At 60.9% G+C, this 24,587-nt stretch carries 28 protein-coding genes; 18 read left to right on the top strand and 10 right to left on the bottom strand.

All coding sequences use genetic code 11. The features are described 5' to 3' along the window. The first annotated feature begins 64 nt into the window (after positions 1-64). The 4 genes from FHT71_RS28555 to FHT71_RS28540 all read left to right on the top strand — a co-directional run bounded on the left by FHT71_RS28555 (position 65) and on the right by FHT71_RS28540 (position 2,449). A complete protein-coding gene (locus FHT71_RS28555) occupies positions 65-223 on the top strand; it encodes a hypothetical protein (protein WP_007799420.1) in 159 nt (52 codons plus the stop codon). Between the two features lie 161 nt (positions 224-384). Next, positions 385-579, top strand: coding sequence for a hypothetical protein (locus tag FHT71_RS28550; RefSeq protein ID WP_037083729.1), 195 nt, complete (start codon positions 385-387; stop codon positions 577-579). Positions 580-651: 72 nt separating this feature from the next. Next, complete coding sequence (locus FHT71_RS28545) at positions 652-894, top strand: hypothetical protein (protein ID WP_007799422.1); 243 nt, start codon at positions 652-654, stop codon at positions 892-894. 145 nt (positions 895-1,039) lie between these two features. After that, on the top strand, positions 1,040-2,449 hold the full coding sequence (locus FHT71_RS28540) for an aspartate aminotransferase family protein (RefSeq protein WP_132594311.1): 1,410 nt from the start codon (positions 1,040-1,042) through the stop codon (positions 2,447-2,449). A 27-nt stretch (positions 2,450-2,476) separates the two neighbouring features. Here FHT71_RS28540 and FHT71_RS28535 read toward each other — a convergent pair whose 3' ends face one another. Both FHT71_RS28535 and FHT71_RS28530 read right to left on the bottom strand, forming a co-directional pair. Beyond that, positions 2,477-2,896, bottom strand: coding sequence for a DoxX family protein (locus FHT71_RS28535; protein ID WP_132594309.1), 420 nt, complete (start codon positions 2,894-2,896; stop codon positions 2,477-2,479). A 110-nt stretch (positions 2,897-3,006) separates the two neighbouring features. Beyond that, positions 3,007-4,053, bottom strand: a complete 1,047-nt coding sequence (locus FHT71_RS28530) for a GGDEF domain-containing protein (RefSeq protein ID WP_132594308.1) — start codon at positions 4,051-4,053, stop codon at positions 3,007-3,009. Between the two features lie 287 nt (positions 4,054-4,340). Between FHT71_RS28530 and FHT71_RS28525 the strand changes: the two genes are divergently transcribed. The 3 genes from FHT71_RS28525 to FHT71_RS28515 all read left to right on the top strand — a co-directional run bounded on the left by FHT71_RS28525 (position 4,341) and on the right by FHT71_RS28515 (position 7,745). Beyond that, positions 4,341-5,672: an extensin family protein gene (locus tag FHT71_RS28525; RefSeq protein ID WP_132594306.1), complete on the top strand. Its 1,332-nt coding sequence runs from the start codon at positions 4,341-4,343 to the stop codon at positions 5,670-5,672. A gap of 388 nt (positions 5,673-6,060) precedes the next feature. Next, complete coding sequence (locus FHT71_RS28520) at positions 6,061-6,987, top strand: ABC transporter ATP-binding protein (RefSeq protein WP_132594304.1); 927 nt, start codon at positions 6,061-6,063, stop codon at positions 6,985-6,987. Further along, positions 6,984-7,745: an ABC transporter permease gene (locus FHT71_RS28515; protein WP_007799433.1), complete on the top strand. Its 762-nt coding sequence runs from the start codon at positions 6,984-6,986 to the stop codon at positions 7,743-7,745. Before FHT71_RS28520 ends, FHT71_RS28515 begins: the two co-directional genes overlap by 4 nt. 30 nt (positions 7,746-7,775) lie before the next feature. Here the strand turns inward: FHT71_RS28515 and FHT71_RS28510 are convergent, their stop codons facing one another. From FHT71_RS28510 to FHT71_RS28500, 3 genes are read right to left on the bottom strand one after another with little or no spacing between them, the layout of a single operon-like run. Beyond that, positions 7,776-8,477, bottom strand: coding sequence for a TIGR02281 family clan AA aspartic protease (locus FHT71_RS28510; RefSeq protein WP_132594302.1), 702 nt, complete (start codon positions 8,475-8,477; stop codon positions 7,776-7,778). Then, on the bottom strand, positions 8,474-8,689 hold the full coding sequence (locus FHT71_RS28505) for a DUF1289 domain-containing protein (protein ID WP_037083732.1): 216 nt from the start codon (positions 8,687-8,689) through the stop codon (positions 8,474-8,476). Before FHT71_RS28505 ends, FHT71_RS28510 begins: the two co-directional genes overlap by 4 nt. An 18-nt stretch (positions 8,690-8,707) precedes the next feature. Further along, positions 8,708-9,490 (bottom strand): adenosylcobinamide-GDP ribazoletransferase, encoded by a 783-nt coding sequence (locus FHT71_RS28500; protein WP_037083738.1) that lies wholly within the window; start codon positions 9,488-9,490, stop codon positions 8,708-8,710. Positions 9,491-9,629: 139 nt separating this feature from the next. Here FHT71_RS28500 and cobT point away from each other — a divergent pair, with 139 nt between their 5' ends. Both cobT and FHT71_RS28490 read left to right on the top strand, forming a co-directional pair. Next, positions 9,630-10,646: a nicotinate-nucleotide--dimethylbenzimidazole phosphoribosyltransferase gene (gene cobT, locus FHT71_RS28495; protein ID WP_132594300.1), complete on the top strand. Its 1,017-nt coding sequence runs from the start codon at positions 9,630-9,632 to the stop codon at positions 10,644-10,646. A gap of 119 nt (positions 10,647-10,765) precedes the next feature. Beyond that, positions 10,766-11,146, top strand: a complete 381-nt coding sequence (locus tag FHT71_RS28490; RefSeq protein ID WP_007802791.1) for a diacylglycerol kinase — start codon at positions 10,766-10,768, stop codon at positions 11,144-11,146. Positions 11,147-11,329: 183 nt separating this feature from the next. On the opposite strand, the gene FHT71_RS28485 is transcribed toward FHT71_RS28490, so the two are convergent. Then, positions 11,330-12,865, bottom strand: a complete 1,536-nt coding sequence (locus tag FHT71_RS28485) for a HAMP domain-containing sensor histidine kinase (RefSeq protein ID WP_132594298.1) — start codon at positions 12,863-12,865, stop codon at positions 11,330-11,332. Positions 12,866-12,971: 106 nt separating this feature from the next. On the opposite strand from FHT71_RS28485, the gene FHT71_RS28480 reads away from it, so the two are divergent. The 3 genes from FHT71_RS28480 (at position 12,972) to FHT71_RS28470 (ending at position 14,708) form a co-directional block, all read left to right on the top strand. Continuing rightward, positions 12,972-13,508, top strand: a complete 537-nt coding sequence (locus tag FHT71_RS28480) for a thermonuclease family protein (protein ID WP_132594296.1) — start codon at positions 12,972-12,974, stop codon at positions 13,506-13,508. Then, positions 13,502-14,152: a uracil-DNA glycosylase family protein gene (locus FHT71_RS28475; protein WP_183722981.1), complete on the top strand. Its 651-nt coding sequence runs from the start codon at positions 13,502-13,504 to the stop codon at positions 14,150-14,152. Before FHT71_RS28480 ends, FHT71_RS28475 begins: the two co-directional genes overlap by 7 nt. A gap of 67 nt (positions 14,153-14,219) precedes the next feature. After that, the gene (locus tag FHT71_RS28470; RefSeq protein ID WP_007533095.1) at positions 14,220-14,708 is read left to right on the top strand and encodes an Lrp/AsnC family transcriptional regulator; all 489 of its coding nucleotides are present in this window, start codon (positions 14,220-14,222) and stop codon (positions 14,706-14,708) included. A gap of 20 nt (positions 14,709-14,728) precedes the next feature. Here FHT71_RS28470 and FHT71_RS28465 read toward each other — a convergent pair whose 3' ends face one another. Both FHT71_RS28465 and FHT71_RS28460 read right to left on the bottom strand, forming a co-directional pair. Further along, entirely contained in the window at positions 14,729-15,724 is a 996-nt protein-coding gene (locus FHT71_RS28465; protein ID WP_132594292.1) for an ABC transporter permease, read from the bottom strand. 40 nt (positions 15,725-15,764) lie between these two features. Then, positions 15,765-16,589, bottom strand: coding sequence for an ATP-binding cassette domain-containing protein (locus FHT71_RS28460; RefSeq protein ID WP_245505566.1), 825 nt, complete (start codon positions 16,587-16,589; stop codon positions 15,765-15,767). Between the two features lie 130 nt (positions 16,590-16,719). On the opposite strand from FHT71_RS28460, the gene FHT71_RS28455 reads away from it, so the two are divergent. Both FHT71_RS28455 and FHT71_RS28450 read left to right on the top strand, forming a co-directional pair. Continuing rightward, entirely contained in the window at positions 16,720-17,700 is a 981-nt protein-coding gene (locus FHT71_RS28455; RefSeq protein ID WP_132594290.1) for an NAD(P)-dependent oxidoreductase, read from the top strand. 50 nt (positions 17,701-17,750) lie between these two features. Then, entirely contained in the window at positions 17,751-18,740 is a 990-nt protein-coding gene (locus tag FHT71_RS28450) for a substrate-binding domain-containing protein (protein WP_132594288.1), read from the top strand. Between the two features lie 69 nt (positions 18,741-18,809). Here FHT71_RS28450 and FHT71_RS28445 read toward each other — a convergent pair whose 3' ends face one another. Beyond that, complete coding sequence (locus FHT71_RS28445; RefSeq protein WP_132594286.1) at positions 18,810-19,511, bottom strand: DNA alkylation repair protein; 702 nt, start codon at positions 19,509-19,511, stop codon at positions 18,810-18,812. Continuing rightward, a complete protein-coding gene (locus FHT71_RS28440) occupies positions 19,508-20,377 on the bottom strand; it encodes an NAD(P)-dependent oxidoreductase (protein ID WP_007802809.1) in 870 nt (289 codons plus the stop codon). The genes FHT71_RS28445 and FHT71_RS28440 overlap by 4 nt, the downstream gene beginning before the upstream one ends. Positions 20,378-20,627: 250 nt before the next feature. Between FHT71_RS28440 and FHT71_RS28435 the strand changes: the two genes are divergently transcribed. The 4 genes from FHT71_RS28435 (at position 20,628) to FHT71_RS28420 (ending at position 24,585) form a co-directional block, all read left to right on the top strand. After that, on the top strand, positions 20,628-21,593 hold the full coding sequence (locus FHT71_RS28435; protein ID WP_183722979.1) for an aliphatic sulfonate ABC transporter substrate-binding protein: 966 nt from the start codon (positions 20,628-20,630) through the stop codon (positions 21,591-21,593). Positions 21,594-21,623: 30 nt separating this feature from the next. Beyond that, on the top strand, positions 21,624-22,799 hold the full coding sequence (gene ssuD, locus FHT71_RS28430; RefSeq protein ID WP_183722977.1) for an FMNH2-dependent alkanesulfonate monooxygenase: 1,176 nt from the start codon (positions 21,624-21,626) through the stop codon (positions 22,797-22,799). Positions 22,800-22,913: 114 nt separating this feature from the next. Beyond that, on the top strand, positions 22,914-23,750 hold the full coding sequence (gene ssuC, locus FHT71_RS28425; protein WP_183722975.1) for an aliphatic sulfonate ABC transporter permease SsuC: 837 nt from the start codon (positions 22,914-22,916) through the stop codon (positions 23,748-23,750). Between the two features lie 10 nt (positions 23,751-23,760). Further along, positions 23,761-24,585: an ATP-binding cassette domain-containing protein gene (locus FHT71_RS28420; protein ID WP_132594278.1), complete on the top strand. Its 825-nt coding sequence runs from the start codon at positions 23,761-23,763 to the stop codon at positions 24,583-24,585. The last annotated feature ends 2 nt before the right edge of the window (positions 24,586-24,587 follow it).

Here is a 24,587-nt window from a genome sequence, read left to right as displayed (position 1 = left end):
TTTAGCGTCTCGTATCAGTTTGCGCCGCAGTGGCTGGGAAACCACAGCATTGAGGCTCGAAACAATGACCTACAGCGGATTGCTTCTTACTGCTATCGTGGCTGGTTTGATCACAATTCTGGCGGTCGGCAGTCGTCCGGCGAGTGAAGCCGCGTCCAACTGGCCGCAGATGCAGGTGATGAAGACAGACCGGATCGTCACGGGCAGCGTTCCTGCGCGATAATTGAGAAAGTGTCAGATTTATACCGTGTCAGCGGCGGCGGGCGCTTCGAATCGGCACGTTGGACCTCCCTTGGAGAGGTGTCGAGGCTGACATTCAGACTTTGTTAGGCATCGCAACCGCGAGGCCTTTGTCAACATCGGCGGATGACCTAAGTCGAGATCATGGGAGAGAAATCATCATCCGAGTCGCGGCCGTGTCTGATCGATCTGGTGATCGTCGGGGTGGTCGCGGGGCTTCTGGCCTGCCTGCTGCGTGGCGGCAACATCGGTGCGATCGCGCCGGTGGGTTTGGGAACAGCCTTGTCCTGGTATTTTTTGGGCTTCCCGATCATCAGGACAAGAAATCGCTCGCGCTAATTGGTCGTCCGAAGCAAGAGCACGTTAAGAGTCAGGGGCTTAATCGGGTAGGGTTCTTGAGGCAATTTACCCATGTGTAGTACCGATCAACGTTACGACGTCATTTGCGACCCACTCGATCTCTGGATGGTGTGGGACAACCAGACAGAAGAGCCTGCATCGTTCGGCGGACAGATATTGCATGGCTTGACGGAACGCCACGCCGTCGAAGTTGCCAAGATCATGAACGAGCTGTACGGCAACGAGAAGCGCGACGCGGCTCGTTTATCCGGCAACGACTTTAGCCCGACTGCGTGTCGCAGTGCCGGGGGTTGATGTTCTCGGGCGTCACCGTTGCGAGTTGTGAGCGCCGGGCTGGCACGGGCATAAGGTTCAGGCTATTCTCCGTCACCGCAGGCTTGGGCAGCGATGTCGCGTGCGTATTCGGGAGGCGCGCGGCATAGGCGGGGAGGCGGATGCCGTGAGCACTAAGGAATTGTTCTCGATCGCCGCCGCTAATGCGGCACGTTTTCGCGACACGACGGACAGCCGTCCGCATCGTCCTTTGCGGGACTATCCCGCCGCCGTGGAGGCCTTTGGCGCCCCGCTGCCTGAACTGTCGTCGCCGATGATCGACGTACTCGACGAGCTGGTGGTGACGGCGGAACCTGGCTTGCACTTGATGACCGGAGCGCGCTTCTTCGGCTGGGTCATCGGCGGCTCGCATCCCATGGGAGTTGCCGCTGATTTCCTGACGAGCGCCTGGGGACAGAATGCCGGCAACCATGCGGCGTCGCCTTCGGCGGCGGCCGTTGAAACAGTCGCCGCACGCTGGCTGCTTCAGCTGCTTGGACTTCCGGCGGGCTGTTCTGTCGGCCTTGTCACCGGCGCGACCGTCGCGAACTTCACCTGCCTCGCGGCTGCTCGAGGCGAGGTGCTGTTGCAGGCCGGCTGGGATGTCGATGCCAACGGACTGTTCGGAGCACCGCCGATCACGGTGCTGATTGGCGATGATGCACATACGACCGTGTTCTCCGCGCTGCAGTTTCTCGGCCTCGGCCACGATCGCGTGGTACGGATCCCGACGGACGATCAGGGGCGCATCGTACCAGCGGCGTTCGAGCAGGCCATGGCTGCCGTCTCCGGCCCTTGCACAACGATCCTCCAGGCAGGGCAGATCAATACTGGCGCCTGCGATGATTTCGGCAGACTGATCCCGATCGCCAAATCGAAGGGCGCGTGGGTGCATGTCGACGGGGCGTTCGGCCTCTGGGCGCAGACCTCGGCGCGGCGGCGTCATTTGACCGCCGGCGTGGAGCAGGCGGACAGCTGGGCTACCGATGGGCATAAATGGCTGCAGACGCCCTATGATTGTGGCTATGCGATCGTGCGTGACGAACTGGCACATCGGCGGGCGATGACCATTTCGGCGAGCTATCTGCCACTTGCCAGCGAGGGCGAGCGGGATCCCTCGCACTATGTGCCGGAGCTGTCGCGGCGGGCGCGCGGCTTTGCCACATGGGCGATGATCCGGCATCTCGGGCGTAGCGGCATCGAGACCCTGATCGACGGAGCGTGTGAGGCAGCTGCCGGCGTGGCGCTGGCGCTCGCTGAGGAGGCGGGAATTGCAATCGGCAACGATGTTCAGCTCAACCAAGTGATCGTGCGCTTCGGAGCGGACTTGCCGAGCGAACAGGCCGACGACCTGACCAGGCGAACGATCGGCGCCTTGCAACGCGAAGGCGCTCTGTTTGCCGGCGGAGCGACATGGCGCGGCAGACAAGTCATGCGCTTATCGGTTACCAATTACCAGACGAACGCTGCCGAAGTGGCGAAGGCGGTCGACGCAATCTTGAGAGCCTATCGGGCAGAGCGGCGAGACGCCGTGTGACCATATGGTGACCTGCCGTGCGCCACCCTACAACCCGCGGCCCCTCAGCCAACTGTCAATCGAGAGAGAGCCAGCACCGACGGCGGCGAGCACGAACATGCCGCCTGCAATGGCGAGGTCCTTTTCGAAATGAAAGAGTTCGTTCTGGTCGCTGAAGTTGGTGTGATAGAGCGTGGCAGTGGCGACGCAAAACAGGCCCAAGGCGGTCGCGCCGACGCGCGTCAAAAGCCCGGCGGCGATGGATAGGCCGGCGCCGATCTGGAGAGCGATCGTTGCCACAAGCAGTGGAACACTCAAGCCGAATTGTGCAGCCATCTCGACGGCGCCCGAAAAATTCAACGCCAGCGAGACGCCCTCATGCAGAAAGATCCAGGCGAGAAGCAGCCGGCCGATCAATAGCGCAATATCGATCGCTCCTGTGCCGACCGAGGATTTGCCGTCTGCCATAGGAACCTCCATGCCGCGCTACCAACGATCCGAGACAGCGTGCTCGCATTATAGCCCAGAGACGAGGATTCGTCAGCCTTGCCTCCTGAGCCCGCGGCGTGAGCAGGAGGCTAGGCAGCGTCCATTTTTGGACTGTCGATACCCGCGGGAGCCCCGTGGATCCAGAAGCGGTTCTTGCCGTCAGTCTTGGCCTTGTAGAGCGCGGAGTCGGCACAAACGAAGATGTCGAAGTTCATTGATGGATCGAAGAAGGCGACGCCCACGGACGCACCAACATGCATTCTGGACCCGTCCCGTTCGACCGAGCGGTTGAGGCAGTGGACGACGGTCTCAGCAAGCTTGGCGACGCTTTCGGCGCTGTTGTAGCCGCTGACAAGGACAGCAAACTCGTCGCCGCCAATACGGGCTACGAGGTCCGTTCCCTTGCACGCTGCCAGCAGCCGCTTGGCCGTTTCCCTGAGGCACTCGTCGCCAGCCTGGTGGCCGAACGTGTCGTTGATGCCCTTGAAGCCGTCGAGATCAATGAGAAGCAGGGCTGCGGCGGTTTCGCCGACAGCGTGCTGGGGCAGACGCTGCAGGGCAGACTGGAACTGCGCGCGGTTCGGTAGGCCGGTGAGGATGTCGAATTCCGCGAGATAGCGAATCTGGTCGAACATCATCTTTTCGGCCGTGATGTCGAGTTTCATGCCGAAGATGCGGACAGGGACATCGCCCTCACATTCGACGGTGGCCGTGATACGGATCCAACGGGTATTGCCCTTCGGCGTCACGATCTCGGCATCGAGCGTAAAGCCGCTTCGCTCCTCAATCGCGTGACTGCGCAGCCGCACAAGTTCAGCCAGCGAATCCCTGGAATAGCATTTCAAGATCTCCGCGCGATCGAGATCGGCCTCGTATGGCACGTCGAAGAGATCATAGACCATCTTGGTCCAGACAAGGCAGTTGTCCGGCAGGCTGCATTCCCACACGCCGATCCGTGCGGCTTCGGATGAGCGATCGAATATCTTGCGGCTGTGGGCGAGGGCAATCGCCTGCTGTTCGAGCTGCTGTTCTTTTTCCGCGACGGCACTTTGGAGCGCTTCTACCACAGCCTGGCTGCCGCGCGTGGATGGTGCCAGGCGAGCGGCGATTTTGGCGAAAGTAGCGAGGAGCTTCATTCCCGACCCAACGGTTGACGATCCAAATCCTACAATCGTTGGAATGACTTAAGATTTCGTTTTGTGCATTGTGCAGCAAGTTGCGTTGTCGAACGAAACGATGCCCAAACCGGAACATCTGCGCGTCCAAGCAAGCGTTTCTCCTTCGGGCCTGCGTGCGCTGTTCCGGCTCTATATCGGGCTCAAGACGCGGGCTTAAGCAATCCAGGTAAGCTTTCGTTCACCGTTCTTCATTAAATTTCGGCGTAAGTTTTAGATCCTTGCCGTTCCTCGGAAGCGATGAGAGCATGGCGTTTGTTTCCATACTTCGGCAATACGTGCTGCCAGTGCTGCTCTCGACGGTTCTGGTGACGTGTTCGACCGATGGCCTAATTCCGCCTGGTGATGTGGACAACGGCACACGGGTAGGGTCGATTTCTACGCCTGAGCGTCGCGTGGCTGCGGCGCGGATGCAAACGGCACCGATTGAGCAGGCCTATCCGGTAGCAAATGCCCCGGTCAGTGATGCTGCGGGATCCGTCGACTACCTCAACACACCCAATCTTGCCGGAATGGGACAACGCCGCGCCCAGAGCCAACCGCAAACGCGTCAAGCACCTGCACAGCCCGGGCGGCTGCCGATGATCGACAGCGACGAAGCAATGGCGGGCGCGCAGGGCGCCGCCGGCTCTCTTCGCAATCAGCCTTCGACCTGGGGCGGCACCCAGCAGCTCATCGTGCCCGAGGACGGTGTCAATATGGACGCCGAGCTTGGAGCCGAGCCTGTGGTCGGCCTCGCCGAGGAGCAACAGCAGCAAATCGCCGAGGGCCAATCCGATCAGCCCGTCGTCGATGGCATCGGTACCGATAATCCGACGCAGCTCAATCGTGCGCGGATTCCGGCGCCCACAGCGCAGGCGCAGATGGGCAACGCGCCTGTGTGGAACGATGGAAGGCCGGTGGTTGCGCCAGCGCGCGTGCCTGAGGAGAACGAGGAGCGGGAGGTCGCCATGCTGCGACCGAACAACCCGACCGCACCAATGACGAGCGAACCGGCCGCCCCCGTAGATCCGAGCGTGATGCCGGCCTCGGAGCTTGCCTGCCGCCGTGAATTGAAGCGGATGGGCGTCGTCTATTCCGAGAAGCCGCCGATCTCGAACGGGCCGGCCTGCCAGGTGCCGTACCCGATCTCCCTGCAGGGGTTGTCCGGCAATATTGGCGTCCGCCCGGCGGTGACGCTGAATTGCCAGGTGACGCTTGCCTTCGCCAAATGGGTCAAGAACGAGCTCGCGCCATCTGCTCGGTTTCGCTACTGGTCCGGCATCAAGACCATTCAGCCGCTCGGCGGTTATAGCTGTCGGCGCATGAACAACAGCCGGCAGCGCTACAATCCGATGTCTGAGCATGCCCGCGGCAACGCAATCGATGTCGGCAAGTTCGTCCTGAAGAGCGGCCATGCGATCGACGTGCGTAAGAAGGGGCTGTTCTCGTTCCGTGAAGGCAGGCTGCTGCAGGCCGTGCGCAGCGACAGCTGTAAATATTTCAACACAGTGCTCGGACCCGGTAGCAATCCGGAGCATTGGAACCATTTCCACTTCGATCTCAGGGCACGCCAGAGCGGCAGGGTCTACTGCGATTGAAAGGAAAGGCCGGCTCGAAGGCCGGCCCAAGGAGAACGCGGCGCGGGCGGCGCCGCCCAGCCGGGTCAGGTCTTGTGATGACTGGATACACTCATTGCATGTCGAGGAAGCAAAGGGAGCGTAACGAGGTCGCTCAGGCGGCTCTCCGCAAGGGGTGCGGCGGGACGGAGAGTGCTTGCTTGCCTCGCCGTCTTTATGGCTGAAAAATATCACCGGCTGATGACATCTTGTCGCTTTGAAGTTTTCCACAGGCGCGAATGTTTTTTTCTTTCAGACGCGTTTTCACGCAAGTGAATACTCTGTTCATCTGTGCCGGGATGTCAAAACTACTCAAAGCGGATATATAGCGCCCCAGCAACTCCCGCCGCAGACGTCAGAAGAGCCCTTTATGGCCCCGATCATTTCCATCCGAAACCTCACCAAGACCTATGCCAATGGATTTCGAGCGCTCAAGGGCATCGACCTCGATGTCGAGAGGGGCGAGATCCTGGCGTTGCTCGGGCCGAACGGGGCGGGCAAGACGACGATGATCTCGATTGTCTGCGGCATTACCAATCCGAGCGGCGGCATGGTGACCGTTGACGGTCATGACGTCGTCAAGGATTTCCGGGCGACGCGCTCGATGATCGGCCTCGTTCCCCAGGAGCTGACCACGGATCAGTTCGAGACGGTGTGGAACACCGTCAGCTTCTCGCGCGGGCTGCATGGCAAGCGACCCGATCCGGCCCATATCGAGAAGGTGCTCCGCGATCTTTCGCTATGGGACAAGAAAGACAACATGCTGCGGCAACTGTCCGGCGGTATGAAACGGCGGGTGCTGATTGCCAAGGCGCTGTCGCATGAGCCGGAAATCCTTTTCCTCGACGAGCCCACCGCGGGCGTCGATGTGACGCTGCGCAAGGACATGTGGCACGTCGTCGAAAAGCTGCGGCGCTCCGGAGTCACGATCATCTTGACCACGCACTACATCGAAGAAGCAGAAGAGATTGCCGATCGCGTCGGCGTCATCAACGGCGGTGAGCTGCTGCTGGTGGAAGACAAGACGGCGCTGATGGCGAAGCTTGGCCGCAAGCAGCTCATTCTCGAATTGAACGAGCCGCTGCAAGAGCTGCCGGAGCGCTTCGCCGGCAACGGTCTTTCGCTCGCTGCAGACGGCAGCCGCCTGATTTACGATTTCGATGCTCAGAACGAGCAGGAGAGCGTCGCCACGCTGCTGACGCGGCTCGGCGAGCACAATATTCACTTCAAGGATCTTTCGACGCAGCAGAGCTCGCTGGAAGACATCTTCGTGGCGCTCGTGGGAGGAGCGAAATGAACGTCGAAGCAATCAAATCCATCTATTTCTTCGAAATGGCGCGCACACGCCGGACGCTGTTGCAAAGCGTCGTTTCGCCCGTCATTTCGACCTCGCTCTATTTCATCGTTTTCGGCGCGGCGATCGGCTCGCGGATCCAGGAAGTCGAGGGCGTGTCCTACGGCGCGTTCATCACTCCCGGACTGATCATGTTGACGCTGCTTGGCCAATGCATCAGCAATGGCTCCTTCGGCATCTATTTTCCGAAGTTCACCGGAACGATCTACGAAGTGTTGTCGGCGCCGGTGGCTATGAGCGAGATCCTGCTCGGCTATGTCGGGGCTGCGGCGACAAAGGGGTTGATGATCGGGATTATCATCCTGCTAACCGCGAATATATTCGTGGATGTGAGGATCGAGCATCCGGTGATGATGGTCCTGTTCTTCCTGCTGACGGCGATCACGTTCAGCCTGTTCGGATTCATGATCGGCATCTGGGCGACCAACTTCGAGCAGCTGAACCTGATCCCCATGCTCGTCGTGCCACCGCTGACCTTCCTTGGCGGCAGCTTCTATTCGATCAGCATGCTGCCACCGTTCTGGCAGGCTGTGAGCCACTTCAATCCGGTGCTCTATCTCGTCAGTGGCTTCCGCTGGAGCTTCTTTGGCATCGCCGACGTCAATCCGCTGGTGAGCCTCGGGATGATCTCGATCTTCCTGGCGATCTGCCTCGGGACGCTCGGCTGGATCTTCAAGACGGGATACAGGCTGCGGAGCTAGCAGGGACCGGCGCGAGGTGCAGGGCCGTCCCTAGTCTCGCATCCGCAGCTCGTCCGTCTGGATCTGCAGAGACCCGAGGGTGGACAAAAAGCTCATGCCGAGGAGGCTCTGGTCGAGCTTGCCATCCTGCGCGACGCTGGCGGGAACGTTGTGGCGTACGATCGGGCCAATTGCCACCTCGGCGAGCGTGACACGGGCTGCGCGGGCGCGACCATTGGCCGTCATGACGCTCATTGAATACTCGAGATTGTCGGGGATGATGCCCACCCGCTCCGCGTCCTCGCGGGAAAGCGCGATCATGCTGGCGCCGGTGTCGACCAGCATCGAAATGCTCTGGCCGTTGATCGTAACATACGCTTCGTAGTGTCCGTTCAGCAGCTTGTGAAGGATCACCTCTTGGCCGCCCTCGCTGGTCGTCACGATCACTGCGCGGCCCGGCACGAGCCCGGCGAGCAGACGGTTGCCGACGCCAAGCGCCTCCTGCCGATAGAGATAGACGGTCGCAAGACCAAGGATCAGCACGAGCCAGATCATCAGGTTGCGCAAAGTCTCGCTCGCGCTGGTGCGCCGCGCCCAAATGCCGGCGGCCAGCATCAGCACGATCGGAAGCAGATAGACAAAGCGGCCGAAATCGTCGGTCCGCATGCCGAAGATCCGGCTCGTGTCGTCGCTGAATATAAGTACGGCGAGGCCCAGGCCAATCACCGCAAGGACGATCGTCAGACGGTTCATGCACGCGGCTCCGCTGTCGCCTGCATCGTCGGCTGTGGCGGGATTGCCAGCCGGCTTGCGGCAAGCCGCGCGGGCAATACGGCCATCAGCTGCCGGCGTTCCTCGTCGGAGAAGGACATCCAACCGCCGATCTCGGGAAGCGTACGGCCGCAACCCATGCACAGGCCGGTTGCCGGATCGATGGAGCAGACATGGATGCAGGGTGTTTGCATGCGATCTATATCGAGGTTTCACAAAGCCATGGCAAGGGCGCAAACGGCGGCGATTTCCGAAATCTGCTGGGCGGCGCCAAGTGTATCGCCCGTATGGCCGGCGAGCTTGTGACGGACGTACCGGGTGAAGGCCATGACCGACAAGCCACAGGCAAGAAGCGCGCAGACGACGGGGAGGAGATCGAGGCTCGGCCAGAGCAGCAGGGCGGCGAGAAGGCCGCCGGTAACCAGCGCCATGTGCATCGCGCCCTCGCCCGGTTGTCCTGCGGCGGCGGCCACGCCATCGGGTTTTGCCGATGGCAGCCGATGCCAGTGCCAAACGAGAGCGCCACGGCTGATGCAGGCGATCGCCGGAATAGCGAGTGCTGCGGCCAGCGGCGGTGCTGCTCGTGCGACTGCGGCAAGTGCCGCTGCTCGAAGCGCAAACGACAGGATCAAGGCGATCGCGCCAAAGGTGCCGATGCGGCTGTCCTTCATGATCGTGAGTGCATGCTCGCGGTCACGCCCGCCACCGAGGCCGTCGGCGCAGTCGGCCAGGCCATCCTCGTGAAGCGCGCCGGTCAATGCCGTCTGGACGGCGAGCGCGGCGAAAGCCGACATCAGCCGGTCTGCGCGCAGGCAAAGCATCACGAGGAAGACAAGCGCAGGCAGGAGTGCGATGACAATGCCCGCGACTGGAAAGGCGCGGGAGGCTCTATCAAGCTTGCCGTTGAAATCGGCGAAGGCTGAAGGCGGCATCGGAATGCGGCTGAGGAAGGCAACGGCGCGGGCGACGTCGGTTGCGTATTTTCCAATGTTCATTGTGCAGCCCGACCCCGCGACCATTTGCAGCGCTTTTGGAGTTGTCCGCCTCCGCGCCTGCCTTTAAGAGAGTGGCGACGAAAGAAGCTGATTTGCAGCGAAAAGACAAGTTACCGACCAAGACAAGGAAACCGCATTCATGAGCGTTTCAGGCCTGCCATTCGACGATTTCCGGGCACTTCTGCGCGATCTGCCGGGGCCGGATGCCAGAGCACTCGCGGCCGCGCGCGAACGCGATGCGCAGCTGACGAAGCCGCCGGGCGCACTTGGGCGGCTCGAGGAAATCGCATTCTGGCTTGCCGCTTGGACGGGCAAGGCACCGGCGGTGAACCGGCCGTTGGTGGCGATCTTTGCGGGCAATCACGGCGTCACCAGGCAGGGCATCACGCCGTTTCCTCCGACCGTGACGCAGCAGATGGTGGAGAATTTCGCGGCTGGCGGCGCGGCTATCAACCAGATCTGCGTGGCCTATGATCTCGGCCTGAAGGTCTTCGATCTCGCGCTCGACTATCCGACCGGCGACATTACCGAGGAACCCGCCTTGTCCGAACGTGACTGTGCGGCGACCATGGCCTTCGGCATGGAGGCGATCGCAGGCGGCACGGATCTTCTCTGCATCGGCGAGATGGGGATCGGCAACACCACGATCGCAGCGGCGATCAACTATGCGCTTTACGGCGGCACCGCGCGCGACTGGGTCGGTCCGGGAACCGGCTCGGAAGGCGATATGCTGGAGCGCAAGATTGCAGCCGTCGAAAAAGCGGTCGCGTTGCACAGCGATCATCTCGACGATCCGCTGGAGATCATGCGCCGCCTTGGCGGCCGGGAGATCGCGGCGATGGCCGGGGCGATCCTTGCCGCGCGTGTCGAACGGATTCCGGTGCTGATCGACGGCTATGTCGCGACCGCCGCAGCAGCCATCCTGAAGGCCGCCAATCCTTCGGCGCTTGATCACTGCCTGATCGGCCATGTCTCCGGCGAGCCGGGACATCTGCGGGCCATAGAGATGCTCGGTAAGACGCCGCTTCTGGCGCTCGGCATGCGGCTCGGCGAGGGGACGGGGGCGGCCCTGGCAGCCGGCATCGTCAAGGCCGCGGCGGCCTGCCATTCCGGCATGGCAACGTTCTCGCAGGCCGGCGTCAGCAACAAGCACTGAGCTTTCAGGTTTGTGACAGGTTGATGACAGAGTTCTTGCCGCGGGGACCGTGAACCGGTATTCGCAATTTCTGACTGGTGGCGGCAACAGCCGCCATCGACGGACGACGAGGGCACTTGATGAAACCTGCCGTGACAAAACTCACCGGCATCAGCCACTTTCTGGCAGCCGCCGGCTATTCGATCGGCGGCTTCCGGCGGCTGATCAAAGAGGCTGCGTTCCGGCAGGAACTGCTGTTCTTCGCGGTTTCGTTGATCCTCTTGATTGCTGTCGGCGCGACGCTTTCGGAGCTGATGATCGCCATCGTGCTGTTTCTCGCCCTCTTCGCCGTCGAGGCGCTGAACACGGCGATCGAGGAGGTCATCGACAGGATTTCCCCGGAGATCTCGATGGTTGGAAAGCACGCCAAGGATCTCGGATCGTTTGCCGTCGTCTGCATGATCGCCGCCTGCGGCGTGTTCCTGTTGTTCACGATCGGGAAGCATCTGTTGTTTGGGTGATGACGTCTGCAACCGGCAGTGGGCTTTAGGTTGTATCTGTTATCTAATGCATCTTTAGAATGTGTTTAGAATGTGTTTAGAATGTCACTCTATCCTCGGGCGCAACGCCAGGGGATGCGATGTCAACGAGCGGTCAGGACTTCACAGACGATCCTGATTTCAAGCGGATCGTCGATTAAATCGTTACGCAAAGCTCCTGCGCTTGCGTGAGACCGCCGGCGCATCCTCGACGGCCGGGACGGTCTGCAGCACGCGCTTGGCCGGCAGGATGGCGATGACTTCGGTGCCTTCGCGCAGCTTCGACTTAAGGATGAACTGGCCGTCGTGCTTGGCAAGGATCGCCTGAACGATCGGCAGGCCGAGGCCGGTGCCCTGTTCGGCGCTCTTGATCGCGATCGAGCCCTGGCCGAAGGCGGAGAGGACTACCGGGATCTCTTCTTCGGGAATCCCGGGACCGTTGTCCTTGATGGAGATGTATTGGCCGCCGCCCGCCGTCCAGCCGACCTTGACGTGGATTTCGCCCGCCTGCGGGGTGAACTTTACGGCATTTGAAAGGAGGTTGAGAATGACCTGGCGCAGCGACTTCTCGTCAGCCCAAACGGCTGGCAATTCAAGCTCGAACTGCTGCGAGATGGTGATGTTCTTGCCGCGGGCCCGCAGCTGTACCATGCCGATGCAGTCTTCCGAAATATTCAGCAGCGAAACCGCTTCCTCGCTTAGCTCGTATTTGCCGGCCTCGATGCGTGAGAGATCGAGGATCTCGTTGATGAGATTCAGCAGATGTTCACCGGAGCGGTGGATGTCGCTGGTGTATTCCTTGTAAGTGGGGTTGTTGAGCGGCCCCATCACCTCCGCGGACATGACCTCCGAGAAGCCGAGGATGGCATTGAGCGGCGTTCTCAGTTCATGTGACATGGAGGCGAGGAAGCGGGACTTTGCCAGGTTGGCCTCCTCCGCCCGGCGGCGGGCCTCATCCGACATCGACTTGGCGACTTCGAGCTCGGCGATCAGATCGTCTTTCTCGGCCTGATAGGCGAGGATCTTCAGGTTGGACTGGAAGAGCCGGTCACTGATGTAGTTGAAGAGGATGACCGTCGTTGTGAAGATGGCCGTCAGGCTGATCTCGAGGATTTCGCGGGAGAGGCCGGCCTTGGCAACCAATCCGAGAACGACAGGCGCGAACGTAATGAGCGCTGACGGCGTCAGCATGAAATTCGACATTGCTGTAATAGAGAGCGCAATGAGCAGCGTGGCGCCCTTGTAGAGCAGGAAGCTCGACGGTTCGCACGTGGTGCAATCCTGCAGGGCGAACACAGCCCAGCAGCAGCCAACCATGAATTGCCCAAGCAAGAGAACACGGCGCCATTTGCGCGCCGTCGTCGTATTGATTTCCTGCCCGCGGGCGCGGCGCGCGAGAAACACGTTTGTGGCATGGGCCGTCAGCGTCAGCAGCGCCCACAGAAAGATTTGAGTGTTTTCCGTGAAATAGACGCCGAGAGCGGCGATGATCGTAACAAAGAGCGGTACGATCGATGCGCCCTGGAGGACGGCATTTATGTGCATCACGAGCACGTCGCGATCGAATGCGCCGCTTGCCGCGTGGCTCGACTGGAGGCGCTCCCGCGTCAGCCGAACAGCCTTCGACACTGGCTTGTTTCGGTGACTGCGTGACTTGTCGACGATATTCTTATCGGTCGATGTGCTAACGCCAGTACTCATTGTGCACGTTGAAACTTGATCCGCGGGTGGCTACACCCTAGACCGCAATTCTTAAGATGATGTTAGCCATCTTTGCCAAGAATTTGTTTTTTAAGGAGGCGAAAGCGTGACACGCGGTTTGCGAGTGATGCGCGACGGCGTGACGGCGCTGGCTCTGCTGGCATTCCTGTGGCTGATTGCGGCCAAGCTGAGCGATCACGCCGAAACTGTCCATTCCGGCCAGTTTCGTGCGGCTGACGGCGATAGCCTGAACCTCGGCAAGGAGCGGATGCGGCTTTACGGCATCGATGCGCCCGAACTCAGCCAGACATGCGAATGGGCAGGCATTGCATGGACCTGCGGGCAGCAGGCGAAGCGGACACTGCAGGCTCTTGTCGCGCCGACCGACACGCAATGTAGCGGAACCGGGCGGGACCGTTTCGATCGCTTGCTGGTGGTCTGTCATGCCGGTGGCGTAGATCTAAACGCCGAAATGGTGCGCCGGGGCATGGCGGTATCCTATGGAGCCTATGGTGACGAGGAGGCGTGGGCGAAGGCAGAGAAGGCCGGGCTCTGGGCGGGCACGTTCGAGATGCCTCGAAGCGTACGGGACCATACGCCGCGACCAGATGCCCGCGGCATCATGGGATTGCTCGGATGGTGATCGAGAAAAACGCCTCTGACGAGCGGGCGCTCGATATTCTTCGGCGGGAGATCGCCGCCTGTCGTATCTGTCGAGACGCGCCGCTTAGCGGGGCGGACACTCGTTTGCCGCACGAGCCGCGGCCGGTCGCGGTGTTGTCGTCGAAGGCGAGGATACTGATCGCGGGGCAGGCGCCGGGCCTCAAGGTTCACGAGAGCGGCATTCCGTTCAACGATGCGTCCGGCGATCGCCTGCGCGACTGGTTGCAGGTCGATCGGGAGACGTTCTACGATTGCGACTGTTTCGCCATCGTGCCGATGGGCTTCTGTTTTCCCGGCTATGACGCCAAGGGCAGCGACCTGCCGCCGCGGCGCGAATGTGCGCCTCATTGGCGGAGCCGGGTGATCTCGACAATGCCGCAGATCGAACTTGTGCTGGCAATCGGCCAATATGCGCAGGCTTGGCATATGGGCGCGGAGCGTCGCGAAAACATGACCGAGACGGTGCGGGCGTGGCAAACGACGCTGTCGCGTCCGCGCTTGCCCGGAATCTTGCCGCTGCCCCATCCGAGCTGGCGCAACACTGGCTGGATCAAGCGCAATCCGTGGTTCGAGGCGGAGCTCCTGCCAGTTCTGCGGGAGCGCGTAAAACTCTTGATCGACTGAAACAAAATTCTTTTAAACTGCCGGAATCGCGTTATACAGAGAAAATAATTCGAAGGGGCTTTGTTGTATGGACCGTCTTGACCGCAAGATCCTGCGCCTTTTGCAGGAAGATTCGACCTTGGCCGTTGCCGATCTCGCCAAGAAGGTCGGGCTTTCAACGACACCGTGCTGGCGGCGCATCCAGAAGATGGAAGAGGACGGCGTGATCAAGCGTCGCGTCGCCATCCTTGATCCGGAAAAGGTCAACACGAAGGTCACGGTCTTTGTCTCGATCCGCACGGCAACGCACTCGATCGAGTGGCTGCGGCGCTTTTCGGAAGTCGTTGCCGATTTCCCCGAAGTGGTCGAGTTCTATCGCATGAGTGGCGACGTGGATTATCTGCTGCGCGTGGTCGTGCCTGACATTGCCGCCTATGACGCCTTCTACAAGCGGATGATCGCAAAGATCGAGATCCGCGATGTTTCGTCCGCCTTCGCCATGGAGCAGATCAAGTATTCGACGCAGCTGCCGCTTGACTACATGATCCTCGACAACGCCAAGTCGAACGAGGACTGACAGACGGCTGCGGCCATCTGTTATTCGCTCTGGCGAAGGTTCCTCAGCCGGTCGAACAGAACCGCAAGCACGATCGCGCCGCCGATGAAGGTGCCTTGCCAGAAGGCGTTGATCCCCAAGAGACCAAGGCTGTTGCGGATAACCTCGATCAATGCTGCGCCAACGATGGCGCCGAAGGCGGTGCCGACGCCGCCGGCGAGGTTTGCGCCGCCGATCACGGCTGCGGCAATCACCTGCAATTCCATGCCCGCGCCGATGTTTGTGGTTACCGCACCAAGCCAGCCGGTCTGGATGATGCCGGCAACACCGGCTGATAAGGCCGAGATCATATAGACCGCGACTTTGATCTTCCTGACTGGCACACCGGTCAGCGTCGCAGCGTGTTCGTTTCCACCGATGGCGAAGACGTAGCGGCCAAAGCGCGTCCAGCGCAGCACGAAGCCGGTCAGAAGCGCCAGCACGGCCATGTAAAGCACAGGATTGGCGATGCCGAGCCATGCACCGCCGCCGAGCGCCAGCAGCTTGTCGTGATCCGGGCCGAACTGGAAGACGACGGTGTTGTTCGAGGCCACCATTGCGAGGCTGCGGGCAATGGACAGCATGCCGAGCGTGACGACGAACGGCGGGAATCCGAGATAAGCGATCAGGATGCCGTTGAATGCGCCGATTACTAGCGCCGTGCCGATCGAGGCGGCAATGCCCGTTCCGATGCCGTAGCCGGCATGCATGGTAACCGCCAGCACCATACTGCAGAGGCAAAGCACCGACCCAACCGATAGGTCGATGCCTCCGGTGACGATGACCAGCGTCATGCCGAGAGCAATAATCGCGACAAACGTGACGTTGCGCGTGATGTTGTAAAGGTTGGTGGGCGTGGCGAAGGAGCTCGTGGCGAAGGAGAGGAAAATGCAGGCGAGGATAACGGCCATGAGGACCCAGAAGGTCTGGCTCGCGAAAATGGACGAGAGCCAGTTGCGCTGCTTCTGCGCGATCGTCTGATCTAGAGTTATTGCCATGGTCGACCTTCGCTTACATTAGGTAGGTACAGTGCGCTAATCACACCTGTTCGATTGCGCCTGTTATGAGCCCAGTGACTTCCTCCGGCGAACTCGCCGCTATCGGTTTGTCGGCAACTTTGCGCCCGCGCCGCATGACAATCACGCGATCAGCAACCGAGAAGACATCAGGCATGCGGTGGCTGATCAGAATGACCGCGATGCCGCGATCGCGCAGTTGACGGATGTGAGCAAGAACCTCGGCAACCTGGCGCACGGAGATGGCGGCCGTCGGCTCGTCCATGAGCACGAGCTTTGCTTCCGCCAGCATAGTGCGGGCGATCGCGACGGCCTGGCGCTGACCACCCGACATCTGTTTGACCAGATCTCGCGGCCGCGTCTCCGATTTCAGGTCCTTGAAGATTTCGCCAGCGCGCTTGTACATTGTCTTGTAGTCGAGAATGCGTAAGGGCCCGAAACCGCGGCGCATCTCGCGGCCTAGAAATACGTTGGCGGCCGCCGTCAGATTGTTGCAGAGCGCGAGGTCCTGGTGGACGATCTCGATGCCCCGCTGCCGGGCTTCTACCGGCCGATGCAGGACTAGGTCTTCGTCGTCGAGCCGCATCGTTCCGTGGCTTGGACGGAAATTGCCGGCAATCATTTTCACGAGCGTCGATTTGCCGGCGCCATTGTCGCCCATCAACCCAACGACCTCTCCCGCCTCCAGCGAAAAAGAGACGTCGTTGACCGCCTGTATGGCCCCGAAATGTTTCGAGATGTTCGCGAGCTCGAGAACTGCCACCAGCTGTCTAGCCTCCCAAAGCCGCGACCGTGTTTCAGCCGCGATTTCACCCGCCAGTTTCCTCCCTGCGAGCGCTTTCAACATTACCCAGAACCGCGTGAGACCGTCAATCGGATGCTGCTAATTTACGGTCTCCGCTACAATTATTCGTTTTATAGTACAATTTCGTTGACGCGCGGAAGTGTCTGTATATTAGCTGTTGATGGAGGAGAGCATGCTGATCCTTGTCACCGGTGCAACGGGCAAGGTCGGGCAGCACTTCATCGCTGGGCTGCTCGACGATCCGCGATTTTCGAAGGCGCGCATTCGCGCGCTTTGTCATAACCGCTTGTGCCCAGAAACCGAACGTGTCGAGGCGGTGCGCGGCTCGATCAGCGATCGCGGAGTGGTGACGCGTGCGCTTGCTGATGTCACGCATGTCGTGCATCTCGCGACATGCAAGGAGACGCCTGATGACATCATGGACGTCACCGTCAAAGGACTTTTCTGGCTTCTCGAGGGCTTCAGGACAAGCGCCACTGCGCGCCAATTCATTCTCATCGGCGGCGATGCGGGGATAGGTCACTTTTTCTATCGCCATGAGGCGCCAATCACCGAAGCTACGCCACACCAGGCTTATCCCGGTTGCTATGCGCTATCGAAGGTACTGGAAGAGGTGATGCTGGAGCAGTTCAAGATCCAGTATGGCATCAATGGCTGCTGCCTGCGGGCGCCATGGATCATGGAGAAGGACGATTTCAAGTTCACATTGTCGTTCGGGGATGATGTTTTCGGCGGACCGGACTGGAAGACGCTCGTTCCGGCGGGCGACGCCGCGCGCCATGTCCGGGAGCAGACGGTTCCGCTGTTGCGTGATGCCGATGGCCGCCCCTTGAAGCGCAATTTCGTTCACGTCGACGACCTTGTTGCGGCGATCCTTGCCGCGCTCGACAATCCACGCGCGAGAGCTCAACTGTTCAACATTTGCATGGATCGACCCGTCGACTACGGCGAGGTTGCCGCCCACCTTGCGCGCACACGCGGCCTTGGCTCCGTCGACATACCGAGCCAGTTCCATTCGAACTGGATGGACAATAGCAAGGCCAAATATTTGCTCGGATGGCGGCCCGTCTACGATCTGGAAATGCTTATCGACTCGGCCTGGGGGTATGTGCGTTCGGAGGAGGATCCTCGCATCGTCTGGTATCCGGGTTGATCATGTGGCGGGCGATGGCGTCCGCCATTTTTCAATGGGAGGAAGAAGCTATGAGGAAGGCATTATTGCTTACGGCCGCGGTGCTGGCGCTGACGGCCGGACAGGCCCTGGCGGCCAAGAAACAGTTGGTCATCGTGGTGAAGGGCCTCGACAACCCGTTCTTCGAGGCGATCAACCAGGGCTGCCAGAAGTGGAACAAGGAAAATCCGGACTCCGAATATGAATGCTTCTACACCGGTCCCGCATCGACCTCCGATGAAGCCGGCGAGGCGCAAATCGTTCAGGACGTACTGGGCAAGGCGGAAACGGCGGCAATCGCCATTTCTCCGTCGAACGCCAAGCTGATCGCGCAGACGCTGAAAACGGCAAACCCAAAGGTGCCTGTCATGACGCTCGACGCCGATCTTGCGGCAGAGGATTCAGCACTGCGCAAGACCTATCTCGGCACCGATAACTATCTGATGGGTGCGCGCATCGGCGAGTACATCAAGAAGGCAAAGCCGAAGGGCGGCAAGATCTGCACGATCGAAGGCAACCCGGGTGCCGACAATATTCTGCGTCGTGCCCAGGGGATGCGTGACACCCTGACGGGCCAGAAAGGCCTGGCCGCGCTGAAAGGCGAGGGCGGGTGGACGGAAGTTGCCGGTTGCCCGGTCTTCACGAACGACGACGGCGCCAAGGGCGTTCAGGCCATGACTGACATTCTCGCGGCCAACACGGATCTCGATGCCTTCGGTATCATGGGCGGCTGGCCGCTATTCGGCGCGCCGCAGCCCTACCGCGATCTGTTCAAGCCAATGGCCGACAAGATCGCCAAGAACGAGTTCGTGATCGGTGCCGCCGACACGATCGGCGATGAAGTCGCCATTGCCAAGGACGGCCTCGTGACGGCACTTGTCGGGCAGCGGCCATTTGAAATGGGCTACAAGGCACCATCGGTGATGATGGATCTGATCGCCGGCAAGCCGGTCGACGACCCTGTCTTCACCGGCCTCGACGAGTGCACGAAGGATACCGTCGACACGTGCATCCAGAAATAGTTGGGCAGGAGGGACAGTGGGTGGGCGGCGGTCGTCTGCCCGCTGCTCTTTGACGGACGAATGTGGCGGTCACCACGCTGCCGATGTCCGCTCCTTCCTAGCCACGACCTTCTCGCTGGTCAGTTCCCGGACGGCGTCCTTGCCGATCCAGCGTGCGGTCCGGTCGTCCGACGCGGCAAGGCTCTCCGCAAGCCTGAGCGCAGGACCATGGCAGCGGAGGTTGCGTTTGCCGATGTTTCTCAGCGCCCAATTCACTGCCTTGCGCACGAAATTGCGCGGGTCGCCAGCATGTGCCTCTATGAGCGGAAGCCATGCCAACAGCGTCTCGTCCGGCTCTGTCTTCAGATGAACGGCGGCGCCGGCGATCATAGCGAAGGCGGTCCGTCGGACGAACTCCCGGTCATCGGCTGCGAATTCGGGGACAAGCGCCTCGAGACGAGCTCCCACGTAGAGGTCCGCAGCGCAGTCAACGATTTCCCACGAGTTGAAATCATCGGCCCAGGTTCGCGCAATGTCCGATGTCAGCTTCTTGGGTTCCGCTGTGTAGAGAGCGAGCAGGTGGGCTTCGCGGATGTTGCTCTGCCAAAGCTCGAGGGCGCGACCGTGGTTTCGCTTGACCGCTCTGGCGACTTTTTGGAGATCCGGATTGGATATTCCGAGCGCAGTTTCGGTGACGATACCGAAACTGGCCATCCCGGCGATGTTTTCCTCCGAGCGCAACGTTTGCAGGTGCGCAATCAGCTCTGCGGCGCTGGAGGAAGGACCGATCATTTCTCCAATCGAGCCAACAGCGAGGACGTATCCCATCTGTTGCCGCCCATAGCCTGCACGTCGCCGTAGAACTGGTCGACAAGGGCGGTGACCGGCAGCTTCGCGCCGTTGCGGCGCGCTTCGCTCAGGACGATCCCGAGATCCTTGCGCATCCAGTCGATCGCAAAGCCGAAGTCGTACTTGCCCGCGTTCATCGTCTTGTGCCGGTTCTCCATCTGCCAGGAGCCGGCGGCACCCTTGGAGATAACCTCGACAACCTTCTCGATGTCGAGGCCGGCGCGCTTGCCGAAATGAATCCCTTCCGCGAGCCCCTGGACGAGGCCGGCGATGCAGATCTGGTTGATCATCTTGGTCAGCTGACCGGCGCCAGCCGGTCCCATGAGGCCGACCATGCGGGCGTAGGCATCGATCACCGGCTTCGCCTTCTCGAACGTGGCTTCGTCACCGCCGCACATGACCGTCAGAACGCCATTCTCGGCGCCCGCCTGCCCGCCGGAAACTGGGGCGTCGATAAAGCCACAGCTCTTGTCTTTCGCCGCGGCATAAAGCTCGCGGGCGACTTCCGCGCTCGCGGTGGTGTTGTCGATCAGGATCGCACCCGGCTTCATCGACTCCAGAGCGCCGTTCTCACCCATTGTCACTGAGCGGAGATCATCGTCATTGCCGACGCACGTAAAGACGAAATCCGCGGCTTTGGCGGCTTCCGCGGGAGTGGGCGCCGATTTGCCACCGAATTTCTCTGCCCAGGCGGCCGCCTTTTCTGCGGTCCGGTTATAGACCGTGACGTCATGGCCGCCTTTCACCTTGAGATGGCCCGCCATGGGAAACCCCATCACGCCGAGACCGATGAATGCGACTTTTGCCATGTGCCTATCCTTTCGTGAATGCAGGGCACGAGGATTAGCCGAAAGCACGGCGCGCGGAAAGTCGGGTGGGACGCAAGTGACCTTGAGGTGGAAAAATTTTCCCCGAAAGCGGCGATTACTGGTCCGGATAATCCCGTGAGGACCGAAAGATCATAAATATAAATGTCGATTGATTTTATAGAGTTTATCAGAATTGGGATATCGAAACTTGAAGCGGTGAAACCTGCCGGCTTCCAAAGAGGGAACAACCATGATTTCACGACGTCAGACATTGGGGCTTTTCGGCGCCGCGGTGGCCACGGCATTGTTGCCCGGCATCAAGGGCGCGCGTGCGGCAGCAACCGAATTTCGCATCGGCTGGCAGAAGAACGGGGTACTCGCTTTGGCCAAGCGGCGCGGCGCGCTGGAAAAGCGGCTTGCCGACCGCGGCATTACCGTCAGCTGGTCGGAATTCACCTCCGGTCCGCCGCTGCTCGAGGCACTCGGCGCGGGCGCGCTCGATTTCGGTGCGACCGGTGACGTGCCTCCGCTTTTCGCCCAGGCGGCTGGCGGTCATCTCTATTATGTGGGCCTCTATCGAGGCAGTCCCGCAGGCTCGGCAATCCTTGTCAGAAAGGACTCGCCGATCCAGACGCTAGAAGATCTCAAGGGCAAGAAGGTTGCTTTCAAGCGCGGTTCGAGCGCCCATAACGTTACGGTCAAGGCCCTGCGTAAGGCAGGCCTGGCGCCTGAGGACATCGAGGGCGTGGATCTCAGCCCGGCGGATGCGGCGGCTGCCTTCAAGAATGGCAGCATCGACGCCTGGTCGATTTGGGACCCATATCTCGCGATCGCAGAAGCCGATCCGGAAACGCGGGTTCTGACAACGGCCGAGGGCATTGTCGACTCCTATAGTTTCTTCCTTGCGAATGCCGAGTTCACCGACGCAAACGCGCAGGTCATCACCGATGTGCTTGATGAACTTAAGCAAGTCGGTCGGTCTGCACAGAGCAATCTCGATCAGACAATCAAGGAGCTCTCCGAAATTACCGGCGTGCCGCAGGAGGTAACGCGCGTGACGCTGACGCGTGCTGGCGCCGATCTTGGCAGCGTATCCGGCATCACGGATGCGGCTGCGGCCTACCAGCAGGGGCTGGCCGATGAGTTCTACAAGCTCGGCATCGTCCCGAAGCAACTGAACACCGGCGATATTATCTGGCGCGCCAAGGCAAGCTGATTTCCATTCCGACTAGAAGGCATCACATCCATGACCGGCAAACACGACCCCATCAATTTCCTCTGGTTCATCCCGACCTCGGGGGACGGCGCCTATCTCGGTTCGAACGAACAGACGCGCGCTCCGGAGATCGGCTATCTCACGCAAATCGCCCAGGCAGCCGATCGCTTGGGCTACTCTGGTGTCCTTCTGCCGACGGGCGTTGCCTGCGAGGAGTCCTTCGTGACAGCCGCCGCACTCGCCGCCAAGACCGAGAAGCTACAGTTTCTGGTGGCAATTCGTCCTGGCACGGCATCGCCGGCATATTACGCGCGCCTGACGACGACGCTGGACCGCATTTCGAACGGACGTCTGCTGCTCAATATCGTCGTTGGCGGCAGTCCAGCGGAGCTTGCCGGCGACGGCATTCATCTCGCACATGATGAGCGTTATGCCCATGCCGATGAATTCTTCACGGTTTTCGAAGAGCTGTTGGAGAGGGGTGTCGCGAGCTATGACGGCAAGTACATCAAGGCGACAAATGCGCGCCTCGGCTTCCCGTCGGTGCAGAATCCGCGGCCGCCGCTCTACTTCGGTGGTTCGTCGGATGCCGGCATCGATTTCTCGGTCGGCCGCGTCGACAAGTACCTGACATGGGGCGAACCACCGGCGCAGGTTGCCGAAAAGGTTCAGAAGGTGCGCGCCGCTGCCGCGCAAAAGGGCCGCGAAGTCAGCTTCGGCATTCGCCTGCATTTCATCGTCCGCGAAACGGACGAGGAGGCATGGGCAGCGGCCGATCGCCTGATCTCGAAACTTGACGATGAGACGATTCGCGAGGCGCAGGAGCGCTTCGTCAACGAATCCGATTCCGTCGGCCAGAAGCGCATGGCGGCATTGCACGGCGGCCGGCGAGACAAGTTGGAAGTGTCGCCGAACCTGTGGGCCGGTGTCGGACTGGTGCGCGCCGGGGCAGGAACAGCGCTGGTCGGCTCGCCGAAAACCGTTGCCGCGCGTCTGCGCGAATACCAGGACGTTGGCATCGACACCGTTATTGGGTCGGGCTACCCGCACCTAGAGGAGGCATACCGCGTTGCCGAGCTGCTGTTCCCCGAACTCGGGATCACGCGCCAAGAGCAGCGACACGGCTTCCAGACCGATTTCGGTAAGCATCAGGTCTTCGGCGGCGGCAGCCATGGCGGAAACCTGAAAGTGGTCTCCGGCTCCTGATCCGCCAATTGGCGCCGTCCGCTATCGGGCGGCGCTTCTTCATTGACGATGCACAGGCTTACCATGCCTCACCAGAAGCTCGGGTGAAGCAAGCAGAAGCGAGGAAAAACCTTCATGTCGACTTTCGATACGCCGATCGGGCGGGCGCTGACCGAACGCGTTGAGCGCAAGGGAAGGGTCCGCGTCTCGCCTCCGGGGCGGCATAAGCTGTTGCCCTTTCTCGTGCCGGTGGCAATTATTGCCGTCTGGCAGTTGGCCTCGTCGGCCGGCTGGATCTCCTCCCGCATCATGCCGTCACCCGTGGATGTGGCGATTGCCTTCTGGTCGACGACGATCACAGGACAATTGCCACACGATATCCTCGTCAGCGCCGGTCGCGCCTTTGCCGGTCTGCTGGTCGGCGGCTCGATCGGTTTCCTCCTTGGGATCGCCAACGGCGTCTCGAAAATCGCGGAGCAACTGACGGATACGACGCTGCAGATGCTGCGCACGATCCCGCATCTCGCCATGATCCCGCTGGTCATCCTGTGGTTCGGGATTGGTGAGGAATCCAAGTTGTTCCTGACTTCGCTCGGCGTGCTGTTTCCCATTTATCTCAACACCTATCACGGCGTTCGCAACGTCGATCGTGACCTGATCGAAATGGGCCGTGTCTATGGCATGGGAAGCTGGACCCTATTCAGGAAGGTGATCTTCCCTGGCGCGCTGCCGTCGATCTTCGTCGGGCTGCGTTACGCGCTCGGCATCATGTGGCTGACCTTGATTGTGTCGGAATCAATCGCGGCCTCATCAGGTATTGGTCACATGGCGAACAACGCCCGCGAGTTCATGATGACTGACATCGTCGTGCTGGCGCTGGTGATCTACGCCATTCTTGGCAAGCTTGCCGATGTCGTTGCCCGTGCGCTGGAGCGCCGGGCGCTCAAATGGAACCCGGTTTACCAGAAGTAGGAGAGGCGCCATGACCATCATCGCGCATGAGCGTTTTCAAGGGGCTGTGGACGAGCTCGAATACGAGACCGACCGTGCGACGCCGGCTGGCAGTGGGGCTGCTGCGATCACGCTGAAGGGACTTGAGAAGAGTTTCGGCAGCAATCGCGTGCTGCGCGGCATCAACCTCCACATTCCTGCCGGGCAGTTCGTCGCGGTCATCGGCAAGAGCGGTTGCGGCAAGAGTACGCTGTTGCGCATTCTGATGGGGCTCGACGAGCCGACGAGCGGCGAACTGCATTTCGAGAACGCCGATGGCTCTGATGCTGAAGCGAACGCGAGGATCGTGTTTCAGGAGCCTCGTCTGCTCCCTTGGCTGAGCGTCGCCGAAAACGTAGTAGTCGGCCTTGGCGATGGGATCGATAAGCGCGTTGCCCTCAGGGAGGCCCAGGCTGTGCTCGGCGAGGTGCAGCTTGCCGAAAAGGCGAACGAATGGCCAGCGCGTCTTTCAGGCGGGCAGCGGCAGCGCGTGGCGCTGGCGCGGGCACTCATCAGCAAGCCCGGCGTGCTGGCACTGGACGAGCCGCTCGGCGCGCTCGACGCGTTGACACGGATCAGCATGCAGGAACTGCTCAATCGCGTCTGGCGGGAGCTAGGCTTTACGGCAGTTCTGGTCACGCACGACGTCAGCGAGGCGGTGCATCTCGCCGATCGTGTGATCGTGCTGGAAGAGGGGCGCGTTGAGCTTGATCTGGCGATTCCCTATCCGCACCCGCGCCGACATGGCAACCCCGCGCTGGCAGAGCTCGAAGGGCGGCTGCTGGCGGCGATCCTGGGGACGGGCACCGCCCACTGAAC

Origin of the sequence: Rhizobium sp. BK060 (assembly GCF_014193145.1) — a bacterium.
Lineage (GTDB): Bacteria > Pseudomonadota > Alphaproteobacteria > Rhizobiales > Rhizobiaceae > Rhizobium.
Note: the sequence above shows the minus strand (reverse complement) of the source record. Positions and strands in the feature narration are given on the sequence as shown.

Bases quoted from the DNA above. Each gene is read 5' to 3' on its own strand.
- FHT71_RS28550 (WP_037083729.1), top strand. From the start codon at position 385: ATGGGAGAGAAATCATCATCCGAGTCGCGGCCGTGTCTGATCGATCTG.
- FHT71_RS28470 (WP_007533095.1), top strand. From the start codon at position 14,220: ATGGACCGTCTTGACCGCAAGATCCTGCGCCTTTTGCAGGAAGATTCG.
- FHT71_RS28525 (WP_132594306.1), top strand. From the start codon at position 4,341: ATGGCGTTTGTTTCCATACTTCGGCAATACGTGCTGCCAGTGCTGCTC.
- FHT71_RS28435 (WP_183722979.1), top strand. From the start codon at position 20,628: ATGATTTCACGACGTCAGACATTGGGGCTTTTCGGCGCCGCGGTGGCC.
- FHT71_RS28530 (WP_132594308.1), bottom strand. From the start codon at position 4,053: ATGAAGCTCCTCGCTACTTTCGCCAAAATCGCCGCTCGCCTGGCACCA.
- FHT71_RS28450 (WP_132594288.1), top strand. From the start codon at position 17,751: ATGAGGAAGGCATTATTGCTTACGGCCGCGGTGCTGGCGCTGACGGCC.
- FHT71_RS28420 (WP_132594278.1), top strand. From the start codon at position 23,761: ATGACCATCATCGCGCATGAGCGTTTTCAAGGGGCTGTGGACGAGCTC.
- FHT71_RS28515 (WP_007799433.1), top strand. From the start codon at position 6,984: ATGAACGTCGAAGCAATCAAATCCATCTATTTCTTCGAAATGGCGCGC.
- FHT71_RS28555 (WP_007799420.1), top strand. From the start codon at position 65: ATGACCTACAGCGGATTGCTTCTTACTGCTATCGTGGCTGGTTTGATC.
- FHT71_RS28465 (WP_132594292.1), bottom strand. From the start codon at position 15,724: ATGGCAATAACTCTAGATCAGACGATCGCGCAGAAGCAGCGCAACTGG.
- FHT71_RS28440 (WP_007802809.1), bottom strand. From the start codon at position 20,377: ATGGCAAAAGTCGCATTCATCGGTCTCGGCGTGATGGGGTTTCCCATG.
- FHT71_RS28445 (WP_132594286.1), bottom strand. From the start codon at position 19,511: ATGATCGGTCCTTCCTCCAGCGCCGCAGAGCTGATTGCGCACCTGCAA.
- cobT (WP_132594300.1), top strand. From the start codon at position 9,630: ATGAGCGTTTCAGGCCTGCCATTCGACGATTTCCGGGCACTTCTGCGC.
- FHT71_RS28475 (WP_183722981.1), top strand. From the start codon at position 13,502: ATGGTGATCGAGAAAAACGCCTCTGACGAGCGGGCGCTCGATATTCTT.
- FHT71_RS28520 (WP_132594304.1), top strand. From the start codon at position 6,061: ATGGCCCCGATCATTTCCATCCGAAACCTCACCAAGACCTATGCCAAT.
- ssuD (WP_183722977.1), top strand. From the start codon at position 21,624: ATGACCGGCAAACACGACCCCATCAATTTCCTCTGGTTCATCCCGACC.
- FHT71_RS28455 (WP_132594290.1), top strand. From the start codon at position 16,720: ATGCTGATCCTTGTCACCGGTGCAACGGGCAAGGTCGGGCAGCACTTC.
- FHT71_RS28505 (WP_037083732.1), bottom strand. From the start codon at position 8,689: ATGCAAACACCCTGCATCCATGTCTGCTCCATCGATCCGGCAACCGGC.
- FHT71_RS28500 (WP_037083738.1), bottom strand. From the start codon at position 9,490: ATGAACATTGGAAAATACGCAACCGACGTCGCCCGCGCCGTTGCCTTC.
- FHT71_RS28485 (WP_132594298.1), bottom strand. From the start codon at position 12,865: ATGAGTACTGGCGTTAGCACATCGACCGATAAGAATATCGTCGACAAG.
- FHT71_RS28490 (WP_007802791.1), top strand. From the start codon at position 10,766: ATGAAACCTGCCGTGACAAAACTCACCGGCATCAGCCACTTTCTGGCA.
- ssuC (WP_183722975.1), top strand. From the start codon at position 22,914: ATGTCGACTTTCGATACGCCGATCGGGCGGGCGCTGACCGAACGCGTT.
- FHT71_RS28535 (WP_132594309.1), bottom strand. From the start codon at position 2,896: ATGGCAGACGGCAAATCCTCGGTCGGCACAGGAGCGATCGATATTGCG.
- FHT71_RS28460 (WP_245505566.1), bottom strand. From the start codon at position 16,589: ATGTTGAAAGCGCTCGCAGGGAGGAAACTGGCGGGTGAAATCGCGGCT.
- FHT71_RS28510 (WP_132594302.1), bottom strand. From the start codon at position 8,477: ATGAACCGTCTGACGATCGTCCTTGCGGTGATTGGCCTGGGCCTCGCC.
- FHT71_RS28545 (WP_007799422.1), top strand. From the start codon at position 652: ATGTGTAGTACCGATCAACGTTACGACGTCATTTGCGACCCACTCGAT.